The sequence below is a fragment of the Sphingomonas sp. EC-HK361 genome (genome assembly GCF_902498785.1).
Taxonomy (GTDB): Bacteria; Pseudomonadota; Alphaproteobacteria; order Sphingomonadales; family Sphingomonadaceae; genus Sphingomonas.
The window spans coordinates 1,193,105-1,206,645 of record NZ_LR701494.1 but is presented as its reverse complement, the minus strand read 5'-3'; the positions used below and the strand labels follow the sequence as shown (position 1 = coordinate 1,206,645).

The 13,541-nt window shown below is 66.0% G+C and carries 14 protein-coding genes; all 14 read right to left on the bottom strand.

The window, feature by feature from the left end:
- Positions 1 to 36: 36 nt before the first annotated feature.
- A complete protein-coding gene (locus BOS5A_RS13130; protein WP_151955526.1) occupies positions 37 to 2,373 on the bottom strand; it encodes a GH92 family glycosyl hydrolase in 2,337 nt (778 codons plus the stop codon).
- A gap of 77 nt (positions 2,374 to 2,450) precedes the next feature.
- The gene (locus BOS5A_RS13125) at positions 2,451 to 3,356 is read right to left on the bottom strand and encodes a flagellar motor protein MotB (protein WP_151955525.1); all 906 of its coding nucleotides are present in this window, start codon (positions 3,354 to 3,356) and stop codon (positions 2,451 to 2,453) included.
- A gap of 253 nt (positions 3,357 to 3,609) precedes the next feature.
- Positions 3,610 to 4,473 carry a flagellar motor stator protein MotA gene (gene motA / locus BOS5A_RS13120; RefSeq protein WP_151955524.1) on the bottom strand — a complete coding sequence of 288 codons (864 nt, stop codon included), beginning with the start codon at positions 4,471 to 4,473 and terminating at the stop codon, positions 3,610 to 3,612.
- A gap of 113 nt (positions 4,474 to 4,586) precedes the next feature.
- A complete protein-coding gene (flgL, locus tag BOS5A_RS13115) occupies positions 4,587 to 5,474 on the bottom strand; it encodes a flagellar hook-associated protein FlgL (RefSeq protein ID WP_151955523.1) in 888 nt (295 codons plus the stop codon).
- A 6-nt stretch (positions 5,475 to 5,480) separates the two neighbouring features.
- Complete coding sequence (gene flgK, locus BOS5A_RS13110) at positions 5,481 to 6,827, bottom strand: flagellar hook-associated protein FlgK (protein WP_151955522.1); 1,347 nt, start codon at positions 6,825 to 6,827, stop codon at positions 5,481 to 5,483.
- A complete protein-coding gene (locus tag BOS5A_RS13105; RefSeq protein ID WP_151955521.1) occupies positions 6,824 to 7,168 on the bottom strand; it encodes a rod-binding protein in 345 nt (114 codons plus the stop codon). The genes flgK and BOS5A_RS13105 overlap by 4 nt, the downstream gene beginning before the upstream one ends.
- Complete coding sequence (locus tag BOS5A_RS13100; protein ID WP_151955520.1) at positions 7,165 to 8,262, bottom strand: flagellar basal body P-ring protein FlgI; 1,098 nt, start codon at positions 8,260 to 8,262, stop codon at positions 7,165 to 7,167. Before BOS5A_RS13100 ends, BOS5A_RS13105 begins: the two co-directional genes overlap by 4 nt.
- 35 nt (positions 8,263 to 8,297) lie before the next feature.
- Positions 8,298 to 8,978, bottom strand: a complete 681-nt coding sequence (locus tag BOS5A_RS13095; RefSeq protein WP_151955519.1) for a flagellar basal body L-ring protein FlgH — start codon at positions 8,976 to 8,978, stop codon at positions 8,298 to 8,300.
- 14 nt (positions 8,979 to 8,992) lie between these two features.
- Positions 8,993 to 9,781 (bottom strand): flagellar basal-body rod protein FlgG, encoded by a 789-nt coding sequence (gene flgG / locus BOS5A_RS13090; RefSeq protein WP_151955518.1) that lies wholly within the window; start codon positions 9,779 to 9,781, stop codon positions 8,993 to 8,995.
- A 10-nt stretch (positions 9,782 to 9,791) separates the two neighbouring features.
- The gene (flgF, locus tag BOS5A_RS13085; RefSeq protein ID WP_151955517.1) at positions 9,792 to 10,544 is read right to left on the bottom strand and encodes a flagellar basal-body rod protein FlgF; all 753 of its coding nucleotides are present in this window, start codon (positions 10,542 to 10,544) and stop codon (positions 9,792 to 9,794) included.
- A gap of 125 nt (positions 10,545 to 10,669) precedes the next feature.
- A complete protein-coding gene (locus tag BOS5A_RS13080) occupies positions 10,670 to 11,950 on the bottom strand; it encodes a flagellar hook protein FlgE (protein ID WP_151955516.1) in 1,281 nt (426 codons plus the stop codon).
- Positions 11,951 to 11,985: 35 nt separating this feature from the next.
- On the bottom strand, positions 11,986 to 12,669 hold the full coding sequence (locus BOS5A_RS13075) for a flagellar hook assembly protein FlgD (protein ID WP_151955515.1): 684 nt from the start codon (positions 12,667 to 12,669) through the stop codon (positions 11,986 to 11,988).
- Between the two features lies 1 nt (position 12,670).
- Positions 12,671 to 13,081 (bottom strand): flagellar basal body rod protein FlgC, encoded by a 411-nt coding sequence (flgC, locus tag BOS5A_RS13070; protein WP_151955514.1) that lies wholly within the window; start codon positions 13,079 to 13,081, stop codon positions 12,671 to 12,673.
- A 2-nt stretch (positions 13,082 to 13,083) separates the two neighbouring features.
- Complete coding sequence (locus BOS5A_RS13065) at positions 13,084 to 13,428, bottom strand: flagellar basal body rod protein FlgB (RefSeq protein ID WP_151956002.1); 345 nt, start codon at positions 13,426 to 13,428, stop codon at positions 13,084 to 13,086.
- Positions 13,429 to 13,541 lie beyond the last annotated feature (113 nt).

Genomic DNA, 13,541 nt, shown 5'->3' with positions numbered 1-13,541 from the left:
CGCCACCCCGGGGGAGCTGGCGATGGCTGTTCACGTCTATTTCGTGCTGACGGCGCCGGTCATTGAATAGGGGCGTGCATTTTCGTTCGCCGCCCATTGGCGATTGGGTTGCGCCTGCATCGTGAAGCGCAACTCGCCGCCGCGCCGGATTTCAGCGTCGGTGATGTAGCTTCGCTCCAGCGGTTTGCCGTTCAGCGTCACACGGCCGACATAGCGGTTGGCGTCGGACAGCGCCTCCGCCGTCACCGTGAAGCGCTTGCCACCGGGCAGCGTCATCACGGCGCGTGAGGCGAAGGGTCGGCCGATGACATACTGGTTCGATCCCGGCGCGACGGGGTAGAAGCCCAGGCCGGTAAAGACGAGCCAGGCAGACATCTGACCCAAATCGTCATTGCCCGACAGGCCATCGGGGGTTGGCTTGTACTGGCTGTCCACGATCTGCTTCAACCGTCCCTGCGTACGCCAGGGAGCGCCAGCGAAATCATAGAGATAGGCGACATGGTGGCTGGGCTCGTTGCCGTGGATATACTGGCCGATCAGGCCGGCGATATCCTCGGCATGGCTGTAATCGAGCTTCGAATTGTCATAATCGAACATCGCGTCGAGTTTTGACACGGTTTTCGCGTCGCCGCCGAGCAGGCGGATCAGCCCGGCCTGATCCTGCGGCATGAACCAGCTATATTGCCACGCATTGCCCTCGGTATAATCCGAGCCGTAGTTGATCGCGGTCGGATCGAAGGGGGTGCGGAAGGTGCCGTTCGACAGGCGCGCGCGGACGAAGCCGGTCCTGGTGTCGAAGCTGTTGCGCCAGTTCGCGGCGCGCTTTTCGAAGCGGTCGGCGACGTCGCCCCGCCCCATCGCGCGCGCCATCCGCGCGATCGTCCAGTCGTCATAGGCATATTCGACCGTCTTGGACGCCGCCTCCGGCTCCTTGTCGATCGGCACATAGCCGCGCGCCATATAGTCGCCGAGCCCGCCATAGGGCGCGTAGGTCGCGCTGGCGATCATCGCGTCGAGCGCCGCGTTCGCGTCATAGCCGCGAATGCCTTTGAGATACGCGTCGGCGATGACGGGAACAGCGTGGTAGCCGATCATCGTCCACGTCTCGCGCCCCGCAAACTGCCAGACGGGGAGGATACCGTAAGGGCTCGTCTGCTGGCTGGCGATGAGCGAGCGAACGACGTCGTTGGTGGTCGATTCCGGCTGGATCAGGGTCAGCAGCGGATGCTCGGCGCGGAAGGTATCCCAGAGCGAAAAGGTCGAGCGGAAGGTGAAGTCCTTCGCCAGATGGACCTGATCGTCGGGGCCGCGATAACGTCCGTCGCTGTCGCTCCACACGCTGGGCGCGAGCAGGCTGTGGTAGAGCGCGGTGTAGAGGCTGGTGCGCATCGGCGCCGGCGCCTCGAACCGCACCGCGCCGAGCGCCTTGCCCCACGCATCGCGGGTGCGTGCACGCACGGCATCGAAATCGCCGCCCTCGTGATCGAGGTTGGCGATCGCGCCGGCCTCGTCCACGCCGGAAAGCGCGACGCGCACCTCGAGCGGTCTTGCGAGCGTGCCGAAGTCGAGCCGGGCTTCGAGCGCGCGGCCCAGCAGCTGCGGGTTGTCGTCGCGCCCGCGGCCCGGCCCCTGGAAACCCTTATAGGCGATGTCGGTCTCGCGATTGACGAAGGCGTGGTCGGTGAGCGGCGCGGAGAAGCGCATCGCAAAGAACAGCTTGCGCCCCGGCGCCCAGCCGCGCGTCTCGCGAAAGCCGGTGAGCGTGCCGTCGGGCATCAGCCGCAGCCCCGACCACAACGTCTTGCCCGGATAATTGTAGAGCGACGACCGCAGGTCGAGCACGAGGTGCGCGGCCTTGCCCGCCGGGAAGGTATAGCGGTGGACGCCGATGCGGGTGCCCGCGGTCATCTCCGCGCGAACGCCGGGATCGTCGAGCGTCACCGCGTAATAGCCGGGGCGGGCGATCTCGTTCTTGTGCGAGAAGCGAGACCGGTAGCCGCGCTTGTCCGGCGTGCCCGGATCCATCGCGACCGCATCGCCCGAAACCGGCATAACAAGCACGTCGCCGAGATCGGAATGGCCGGCGCCCGAGAAATGGGTGTGGCTGAAGCCCTGGATCGTCGGATCGTCGTAGCGGTAGCCGGCGGCGTGGCCGTAGCAATCGCGGATTGTGCAGCTCGTGTCGGTATCCGGCGACAGCTGCACCATGCCGAACGGTGCGACCGCGCCGGGAAAGGTGTGGCCTTCGCCGCCCGTCCCTATAAAGGGATCCACGATCTCGATCGGGTCGTCTGCCGCATCGGTGGTGCGCGGCGCAGTCTGGGCGAGGAGCGGGGAGGCGCAGAGCGCGGCGGCGAAAAGGACAGGGCGCATGCCCCTGTCTAGGCGAGGCAGCGCACCGCTGAAAAGGCCGGAAATCCGATCGATACGATCAGTGCGGTCCGCTCACTTCATTCGCCGAAACGCCCGGTGCGGTAGAGCAGCGTGATCGCGACGCGGCGGTTGCGCGGGTCTTCCGGGTTGTTCGCGATCATCGGTTCGCGGTCTGCGACGCCCTCGATGCGGTAAAAGCGCGCTTCAGCGAGGCCGCCTTGCGCCAGCCGGCGCCTGGTGGCCTCCGCGCGGCCGGAAGCGAGCATCCAGTTGTTCATGGCACGCGGGTCACCGTAAGGCACGCTGTCGGTGTGGCCGCGGATCATGATCGGGTTCTGCATGTCCTTGATCGATTCCGCGATCATCCCGATCAGGTTCGACGCGTCCGTTTCCAGCGTCGTCGTGCCGAGCGCGAACATCGAATAGTCCGCATCGTCGACCAGATCGATCCGAAGGCCGTCGCGAGTCTGGACGAAGCGGATGTGCTGGGCAAGCCGGGCGAGCGCCGCGCTGGAGCGAATCCGCGATGCGATTCGCGATCGCATGGTCGCGAAGTTCTTGTTGTCCTCCGCCGTCGTCACCGGATTGCGCAGCGAGCCCTTGTCGCCGGTGCCCGCCTGCGGTCCGCCGCTGGACTGGATCTGCGGCGGCGTGATGCTCGGCAGGATGGAACTACCAGCCTTCGGCCCAAGCTTTTCCTGTTCGGTCACCGAATTGCCGCCCAGCAGCCCGCTGCCGCCGACACCCTGCGACCGGGTGTCGATCAGCGTCGGCGCGAAGTAATCGGCAATGCCCTTGCGTTGTTTCTCGGTGGTAGCGCCCAGCAGCCAGAGCAGCAGGAAGAACGCCATCATCGCCGTCACGAAATCGGCATAGGCGACCTTCCAGGCGCCGCCATGATGACCGCCATGCCCTTCGATATAGATTTTCTTGTAGATGATCTTCGGCGGCTGGTTACTGCCGTGCGGTGCGCGCGCGGCCATTAGTAGAGCCTCTCACGCGAAGACGCGAAGCCGTTAGCGCGAAGAGGTTCACGCGGAGGCGCGGAGACGCGGAGGTGTTGTGCGTTCGGCGAGGTCGGCCGCGTCAGCGGCCCTTCAGCGCGCGGCCGCCGATGGCTCTGGATGTCTCGCTGACGCGAGACGGGGGCAACGGACGCTGAATCTCCGCGTCTCCGCGCCTCCGCGTGAATCAAAATCTTCGCGTCTCCGCGCCTCGGCGTGAACAACATCACGCTCACCGCCCCCGCAGCCCGTCAAAGACTTCGGCGAAGCCCGGCTGGTTCTTGTGGGCGATGCCGGAGCGGGCGGCCTCGATGACCAGCGGCTGCGGGTGGCCGTGGAGCGACGCGATGATGATCTGCTTCACCACATGATAGATCGCGGCGTCGGCATCGATTACCTGCTTCAGCCGGCTGGCGAGCGGGGCGACCATGCCATAGGCGAGCAGCACGCCCATGAAGGTGCCGACGAGCGCGGAGCCGATCATCCCGCCAAGGATCGATGGCGGCTTGTCGATCGACCCCATCGTCTTCACCACGCCCAATACGGCGGCGACGATGCCGAGTGCGGGCAGTGCGTCGGCGAGGCTGGCGAGCGTCGTGTGCGGCCCCTCGACTTCGTGGTGATGCGTCTTGATCGCATTGTCCATCACGTCCTCGACCGCGTGGACGTCGAGCGTGCCCGACGACACGACGACGAGGCGCAGCGTATCGGCGATCAGGTTGACCAGCGTATGGTCGGCAACGAGGCGAGGATATTCGGCGAAGATCGCGGACGATTTCGGGTCCTCGACATGCGGCTCCAGCGCGATCGGGCCTTCGGTGCGCAGCATCTTCATCAGCTTCGACACCAGGAAGATGACGTCGAGATAATCCTGTTTCTTGTATTTCGGTCCCTTGAACACTTTCATCAGGCCGCCGCCCATCGCCTTCAGTTCCTTGCCGGAATTGCCGATGATGAGCGCGCCGGCGGCGGCACCGCCGATGATGAGCATCTCGTGCGGGATGGCTTCCATGACGGGGCCAAGCGCACCGCCGGTGATGGCGAATCCGCCGAACACCATGACGAGCAGGACGACGAGGCCGATGACGGGAAACATGGTGAGCGGGACCCCCGGTTACGTGGAAGAGCGCGAGGGCTTTTCCGGATTCGTCCGATGGTTAACCGGATTTGGTAGCCAAGCGGTTACCAAGCCCCCCGAAATCCGCGCAATCAGCGCAGATAATCGAACAGCGACAGTCCGGTGAGCTTGCTGAAGCTGGCCTGTGTCGCCTGCAGCGCGGTCATCTGCTTCTGCAGCTGGACATAGGCGTCTGTGACATCGACGTCCTCCAGGCTCGATCGTGCAATTTCGCGGTTGGTCGCGTCGTCGGTCTGGATCGTCTGCTGGAGATCGACCCGCGCCGCGCGGGCGCCGAGCGCCGCCTGCGTGCTGGTAACCTGCGTGGAGATCGACGTGATGTCGGCTTGCGCGCCGGCGGTATCGACGACGCCGCCGGCGTTGAGCTGGTCGCGCAGCGCGCTGAGCACGCTGACGACGTCGGCGCCGGACGGCAGTTTCAGGAACGTCTCGGCATTGACGCCGGCGACGACGTCCTGATCGGCGCTGATCGGGATCGCCGCCTGCGTGCCGGCGGAAAATGTGATCGTGCTGCCCGTACGTGTGACGGCGGTCGTGCCATTCGTGCCGCCAAAGACGGGCTGCCCGCGCGCGTCGGTTGTGTTCGCGAAGGACACGACATCGTCGATGATCTTGTCGAGCTCGGCGGCGATCGCCTGCTTGTCGGTTGGCGAGACGGTGCCGTTGGCTGCCTGGGTCGCGAGCTCGTTGGCGCGCTGGAGCCGCTGGGTCAGCGAGGTGAGCGTGCTGTCGGCCTGCGAGAAGGCGAGCTTCGCGACGCTGAGATTCTTGGCATAGGCGGCGGCGTCCGACGTGTCGCGCGCGATGCTCTGCAGCCGCTGATAGGCGACGCTGTCGTCGTCAGGCGCGAGCAGCTTCTTGCCGCTGGAGATCTGCGCGTTGATCGTGTCGATCTTCGACGACAGCGAACTCATGCGCTGGCTGGCGCGGTCGTAGAAGAGGCTGGTGGAAACCTGCATGGCGCGTCACCGAATCTCGAGGATGGACTGGAAGATATCGCGGGCGGACTGGATGATGCGGCTGGACGCCTGATAAGCCTGCTGAAAACGCATCAGATCGACCGCTTCGTTGTCGAGGTTGACGCCCGAAATCTGGTCGAGCGTGGCGCTCGCGCCCTGCTTGATCGCGGTCTGCGCCTCGACGACGGTCTTGCGCTGGGCGAGCGTTGCCGCGTTGGCGCTGACCTGCGCGGTCAGCGTCGTCTCGTAGCCGGCCGAATTGCGCAAGCTCTGGAGTGCGGTGAGGTTGCTGTTGTCGCGCGGGCCACCACCGGGAGCGGCCGCTGCGATCCCCGACGGATCGGCGAGCGTGACGCTGAGGTCGGTTGGGTTGCTGCCGACGGTGAACAGCGCCGCTCCCGGATTGCCGTTCAGGTCGCGGCCCTGCGCCTGGATACCGTTCATGCCCGCGACGAAATCGGTGGCGAGGGCGTTGAGCTTCGCGCGCGCATCGACGACGCGCTGCGCCCCGTCGACAAGCCCCGACAGCGATCCGGCATTGGGGGTAAGCGAGGCGATCTGCCCAGTCCGTTCGACGGTGAAGGCGATCGTGCCGTCGACATTGCGCTGGTAGCGCACCGTGCCCGGCGTCGTGCCGCTGAGCAGCAAGGGCCCCTGCGCGCCGCCCGCATTGACCGTCGCGCGGCCGAAATTGTCGATGCTGACACCGATATCGACGATGTCGCTCATGTCGGCGAGCAACTGGTCGCGCTGGTCGGCGAGGGCGGCGGAGGAATTGGAATTGGCCGGCACCCGCGCCAGCCCGTCATTCACCTTTGCAAGCTCGGCCGCGAGGCTGGAGAGTTTCAGCGCCTGGCCTTCGCCGGTCTGGTCGATATCCGCCATCGTCGCGTCGAGTGCGAGACCGGTCGAGCGGAAGGACGAGGCGACGCCCTGCGCCGATTCGAGCATCGCGGAACGTGGGGCCTGCGCGGACGGATCGGCGGCGAGCGTGGTCGCGGCGCCAAAGAAGTCGGTCATGCTCTTGTCGAGCGTGCTGCCGGTCAGCGAGGACTGGATGCGATCGAGCCAGGTCGCACTGGCCGACGTCTTCTGGAGATCGGCATTCGCGGTACGCACCGCCTCACCCGCATAGAAATCGCCCGCGCGCGCGACGCCGCTGACAGTGACGCCGCTGCCGGCATCGATCCCGCGCGAAGCGAGGCCGCCGCCGATCGGCGCGACCTCGCGCATCGTCGTCGTCCGACGCGAATAGCCGGACGCGCCGACGTTCGCGATGTTTTCGGACACCGTCGACAGTGCGCTCTGATAGGCGCGGACGCCCGAGGCGCCGATGGAGAGCAGGTCGCTCATGGCGACGCGTTAGCAGTCCCGGGGTTAAGGGAATCTTCCGCAGCCGCATCCGCCCCCTGCGCGGGCATGGCGCGCGACAGGAAATCGGTCATCGCCTTGCCGATGCCGAGCGGGGTGTGCTCGGTGATCGTGGCGGCGACCTTCTGGTCCTGCATCTCGCTGAAGGTGTCGATCGCCTTGGAATCGAACAGCGGATCGGCGAGCTTCGCCTTGCGCATCGACGTCAGCATCATGTTGACGAAGACGGCCTCGAACTGCTTGCCGGCCTTTTCCAGATTGGCCTTGGTGCCCAGCCGGCTGGTGTCCGCGGCAATACCGGTCGTGTTGCCGATGATGCTCACAGGACGATCAGGTCGGCTTTGAGCGCGCCTGCCTCCTTGAGGGCCTCGAGGATCGCGACGAGGTCCGCGGGCGATGCGCCGATCGCGTTCACCGCCTTCACGATATCGGCGAGTTTCGGCCCGGGCGAGAGCAGGAACATCGGCTTCTTCTCCTCCTCGACCGACACGTTCGAGCGCTGCTCGACCGCGGTCTGGCCCTGGCTGAACGGCGCCGGCTGGCTGATCCGCTGGTTCTCGTCGATGCGCACGGTCAGCTTGCCGTGCGTCACCGCGGCGGGACCGACCCGGACCGCGGAGTTGATAACGACCGTTCCGGTGCGCGCATTTACGATTACTTTCGCGGGCGGCTCGGCAGCGGTCGCATCGAGATTCTCGATCTCGGACATCAGCGTCGCGCGGGTGTCGGCACCGGGAGGCGCCTTCACCGCGATCGAGACGGCATCGACCGCCTCCGCGACTCCGGCGCCGAAGCGGCGGTTGATCGAGGCGGCGACGTTCTGCGCCGTCGTGAAGTCGGCGCGCTGGAGGTTGAACATGAGGCTTGGCGCGGTGTCGAACCCGGTCGCGACCGCGCGTTCCACCGTCGCGCCCTCGGGGATGCGGCCGGTCGAAGGGATGTTGACGACGATCTTCGAGCCGTCAGCGCCTTCCGCGCCCAGCCCGCCGACCGCGAGATTGCCCTGCGCCATCGCATAGACCTGGCCGTCGGCGCCCTGGAGCGGGGTGAGGATCAGCGATCCGCCGCGCAGGGATTTGGCCTTGCCCATCGACGCGACGGTGATGTCGAGCCGCTGGCCGGGCTTGGCGAAGGGCGGCAGCTCCGCCGTGACCATCACGACCGCGGCGTTCTTCATCCCCGGATTGGCATTGGGCGGCAGTTGCAGCCCGAAGCGCGAGACGACCGATTTCAGCGATTGGACGGTATATTCGAGATTGTCGTCGCCCGTCCCCGGCAGCCCGACCACGACGCCGTAGCCGGTGAGCTGGTTCGACCGGATGCCCTGAAAGCCGCCGAGGTCCTTGACGCGATCGGCATAAGCCGGGGTCGCGCCGAGCAGGGCGGCAATGGCGAGCGAGAGAAGGATGCGGATCATTGGGCTAGCCTGCGCCGGACGTGGTTAACGAACCGTCAAAACGGGCTGATGACGGAGAAGAAGCGGCCCAGCCAACCCTGCCGGCTGGACCGGGCGAGGTCGCCCTTGCCGGTATAGGCGATCTGCGCGTCCGCAACCCGGGTCGACAGCACACGGTTGTCGATGCCGATATCGGCGGTGCGGACGAGGCCGCTGATCCGGATGAACTCGTCGCCGCGGTTCAGCGTCACACGCTTCTGCCCGCGCACCAGCATCGTGCCGTTGGGATAGACCTCGGCAACGGTCACCGAGACTTCGCCCGAGAGCGAGTTCGCCTGATCGGTCGTGCCGCCACCGCCGAAGTTGCGGCTGCCGCTGACGCTGGCGTCGGTCGTGTTGAACAGGTTGAGCGGGCCGGTGGTCGGTGGGGTGAGGCCGAAGCCGCCCTTGGAATCGAGCTTCGAATTCGCCGACTTCGACGCGGCCGTCCGCTCGACGAGCACGATCGTCAGCGGGTCGCCGACCCGGCGCGCGCGCCAACCTTCGTAGAGCGCGGCGTAACCGTCCGCCGCCTGGAAGATCGCGCCGTTCGCCGGGGGCGGCGCCGGCGGCGTCGAGGCGGGGTGCACGGTCGCGAACGCGTCCTCGTCCTTCGGCTTCTTCTTGCGCGCGTCCGCATGCGCCGGCGCGAACACCAGCGCGAGGACGGAGGCGGCAAGAAGGGTGCGATCGAACATGGCGGTTATCGGCGTCACAGGTTCTGGTTCACATATTTGAGCATGTCGTCGGTCGCGGAGATCATCTTCGAATTGACCTCATACGCGCGCTGGGTCTCGATCATGTCGACGAGTTCCTCGACGACGTTGACGTTCGATCCTTCAAGCATGCCCTGACGAATCTTGCCGCGTCCATCCTGCCCGGCGATGCCGAGGTTGGCCGCGCCGGAGGCCGCGGTCTCGGTCAGATAGTTGTCGCCTGTGGGCTGTAGCCCCGCGCCATTAGGGAAGCTCGCCACCTGGATCTGGCCCAGCTGGGTCGGCTCGGTCTGGCCCGCGACAGTCGCGGAGACGGTGCCGTCATTGCCGATCGTGATCTGGGTCGCGCCTTCGGGAACGGTGATGCCGGGCATCACCTGATAGCCCTCGGCCGTCACCAGCAGACCTTCCGCGGATCGGCTGAAATTGCCGGCGCGGGTGTAGCCGAGCTGGCCGCCGGGCAGCTGCACCTGGAAGAAGCCGTCGCCGTCGAGGGCGAGGTCGAGACTGTTGCCGGTCGTGTTGAGCGAACCCTGCGTGTCGATCCGCGCGGTGCCCTGCACGCGCACGCCGGTGCCGAGATTGAGTCCGGTCGCGTATTTGGTCTCCGACGTGCTCTGCGCGCCCGGTGCGGTCACGGTCTGATAGGCGAGCGTCTCGAACGCTGCGCGGTCGCGCTTAAAGCCGGTCGTGTTCACGTTGGCGAGGTTGTTCGAGATGACGCGCATGCGGGTATCCTGGGCGTCGAGCCCGGTCCGCGCGATGTGCATGGCTGCAGATGTCATGGCCTAATCCTTAGCTCGGCAGACGCATCACGGAGGTTCCGCTTTCGTCCATGTTCTTGGCCTCTTTCAGAAGGTTGGCCTGGACCTCGTAGGAACGCTGGTTCTCGATCATGTCGACGAGCGCCTGCGTCATGTTGACGTTCGACCCTTCGAGCGCGCCCGCGGTGATCTTGCCGTCGAGATTGCTCGGCAGCGCGCCGCCGCCGCGGACGTGGAGGAGGTTGTCGAGCCCCTTCACCGTGTCCGATCCCTTGGTGGACGCGAGCTTGATCTGATCGACCTGCTGCGGGTTCTTCGGATCGCCGCCTTGCGGCACGATCGAGATCGTGCCGTCACCGGCGATCGCAATCGAGTCATAGGGAGGGATCGTGATCGGCCCCGTCGATCCCATCACCGGAAACCCGTCGCCGGTCTGGAGCACGCCCGAAGGCGCGACCTGCAGATCGCCGCGCCGCGTATAGGCTTCGGAGCCGTCCGACGCCTGCACCGCCATCCAGTCGTCGGTGCCGGTGATCGCCACGTCGAGCGGGCGGCCGGTCTGCTGGAGCGCGCCCGGCGAACGATCGGCGTCGGTGACTTCCTCCGATGTCGGCGAGCGCGCCTCCAGCTGCGCGGGGCCACCTTTGAGTTCCAGCCGGTCGAACACGACGCGGTCGGCGCGGAATCCCGTCGTCGACGCGTTCGCCATGTTGTTGGCGATGGCGGCTTGCGCCGCCATGTGCGCCTTGAGGCCTGTCGCCGCGGTGTAGACCAGCTTGTCCATTTACTCTTGCCCCTGTCCCAAATCCGTTCGCCCTGAGCCTGTCGAAGGGCGTTCCGCACTTCGTGGCGCAGAATGGACTTCGACAAGCTCAGCCCGAACGGGAATGAGGGTCTGCATCGATCAGATCAGCTACGGATGTTGAAGATGGTCTGCGAGATCTGGCTCGACGTATCGAGCGCCTTCGCATTCGCCTGGAAATTGCGCTGTGCGGCGATCAGGTTGACCAGTTCTTCGGTGATATCGACGTTCGAGCGCTCGATCGTGCCCGACATCAGGTTGCCGAGGCCCTTCTGACCGGCCGAACCCGCGATCGGGGTGCCCGATACGCCGGTCGATGCCCAGCCGCTGTCGCCGAGCTGGCGCAGACCCGACGGGTTCGAGAAGTTGATGAGCGCGACCTGGCCCAGCGCCTTGATGTCGCCGTTCGAGAAGCTGGCCTTCACGATGCCGGCGTCGTCGACCGTCACGCCCTGCAGCTGGCCGACCGCGAGGCCGTCCTGCGTCTGCGCGGCGAGCTTGAACGGCGCCGCCGTCTGGGTGCTGGCGTTCAGATCGAGCGCGATGGCCTGTGCGGTGCCGCTCGCCGGGGTGAACGCGTCGAACGTCGTCTTGGTGGCCGGTGCGGTCAGCTGCCCGGTATTGCCGAACTGAAGCTGGACGCTGTCGCTGCCGCCCGCGGTCATCTTCTGATCGCCGACGAAGCTGTAGACCGACCAGGTGCTCGAAAGATCGTCGGCGGCGGGCGGGTTGGACGGGATCGGCGCGGTGTCGCGGACGTAATAGCTCGTCATCGTCATCGGGTTGCCACCGGCGTCATAGACCGTGGTCGTCGTCGCCTGATTGTAGGACGACGCGTCGAGGCGGTTGAACGGGGTCTTCAGCGGCAGCGCGGTCTTGGCGTTCAGGTTGACGCCGAGCGTCACGTCCTGCGTCGCCTTGGGATTGCCGCTGGTTGCCGGCAGTGTCAGGTTCTGGAGCGTGCCCATGCTCGCCTGGGTGACGTTGCCCGACCCGTCGACCGGATAGACCTGCAGGAAGTTGCCGTTCGCGTCGGTGACGTTGTTGTTGGCATCGACCAGAAAGGCGCCGTTGCGGGTGTAGTTGACCGTCGCCGAATTGGGATCGGGCTTGACCGCGAAGAAGCCGTCGCCGGAGATCGCGAGATCGAGGCTGGACGAAGACTGGACGAGGTTGCCCTGACCGAACTGCTGGCGGTTCGCCTTCACCGCGGTGCCCGAACCGATCATCTGGGTCGGCGACAGCGACACGCTGGACGAGATGATGTCGGCGAATTCGGCGCGGCTCTTCTTGAAGCCGTTGGTCGAGGCGTTGGCGATGTTGTGGCTGATCGACGCCATGTCGGTCTGGGCGGCCTTGAGGCCCGAAAGCGCGGTGTAGAAGGACATGCGGGTAACTCCTTTGAAAGTGCGTTCAGGCGGGCTCAGCCGACCTTGCGGACGGCGGTGGTGGCGATCTGCCCGATGCCGGGCAGGGTGAGGGTGGGGGACGCGCCGGTCATGTTGACCGATTCGACGGGCGCCCAGACGAGCGAGCGGCTGGTGACGTTCGCGCCGCCGTTCTGCGCGAGGACGGAAATCTTGAACGGGCCGGTGCCGGCATCCTCGCCGGCCTCGGTCTTGCCGTCCCAGTCATAGGTCACGGTGCCTTGCGCGCTCTTGCCGAGCGGCAGCGTTTTCAGCACCTGGCCGTTCGCGTCGCTGATCGTGACATTGACGTTGGTCGCGTCGCCATCGAGCTCGACCGCGCCGGCGATGCCGCCGCCGGTGCGGCCATAGGCGACGCTGCCTTCGGTCAGCACGGTCTTGCCGACATAGGAGAGCGCGTCCGCGGTCGAGGTGTTGCCGAGCTTGTCGGAGATCGCCTTCAGCGTCGTCGACATCTCGGTGATGCCGCTGAGCTGCGAGAACTGCGCCATCTGCGCGACCATCTGGGTGTTGTCGACCGGGTTGAAAGGATCCTGATTTTCCATCTGCGCGGTCATCAGCTTCAGGAAATCGGCCTGGCCGAGCGACTGCGACTGCGCGGCGGTCTGCACCGTCGGCGTTGCCGCCGCGCCGGTGCGGCCGATGCCGAGATTGGCGAGCGTACTATCGTAAGCGGACATGTCAGCGGCCCATCTTGAGGGTGTCGATGATGAGGCTCTTCGCCGTGTTCATCACCTCGACATTGTTCTGGTAGCTGCGCGCGGTCTCCATCATGTCGACCAGCTCGCGCGTTTCATCGACCGCGGCGTCGAAGACGTTGCCGTCCTTGTCCGCGATCGGGTTGGAGGGATCGTGGCGCTTGGTCGGTGCCTCGCCCGCGGTGACGATCTGCTGCACATCGACGGTCGAAAGACCGGAGGCGGCATCGAAGCTGGTCTTGAAGACCGGCTTCATCGTCTTGTAGGCGGCGTCCGCCGAGCCCGCGACGCCGCCGGCATTGGCGAGGTTCGACGCGGTCGTGTTCATGCGAATGAGCTGCGCGGACATCGCGCGGCCGGCCACCTGGAAGATCGTCATGGGGTTGTCGGCCATGCTTATTCTCCCTTCAGCGCGCGGGTGATCTGGCCGATGCGGCCGTTGAGGAAGGACAGCGTCGTCTGATACTGGACGGCGTTTTCGGCGAAGGCGGTTTGCTCGGCCGACAGCTCGACGGTGTTGCCGTCCATCGAGGGCTGGCTCGGAATGCGGTAGCGGGTCGCGGCCGACAGGTCGGTGCCGCCGGCTTGCTCGACGCTGGCGAGCGCCGCGTTGAAATCGATGTCGCGCGCCTTGAAGCCCGGCGTCGACGCATTCGCGATGTTCGACGCGAGCACGCCCATGCGCTGCGAACGCACTTCGAGCGCCGCGCCATGAACCCCGAAAAGTGTGTCTGCCGCCATCGGCCTCACTCCTGCACACCATTGTGCGCGGGATGCTTTGCAATGGCCGTGCCAGATTGTGGTGAGAGAAGGGGCGGGGGTGTTTAGCGAAGTGCGTTCGCAGCGCATGGGCG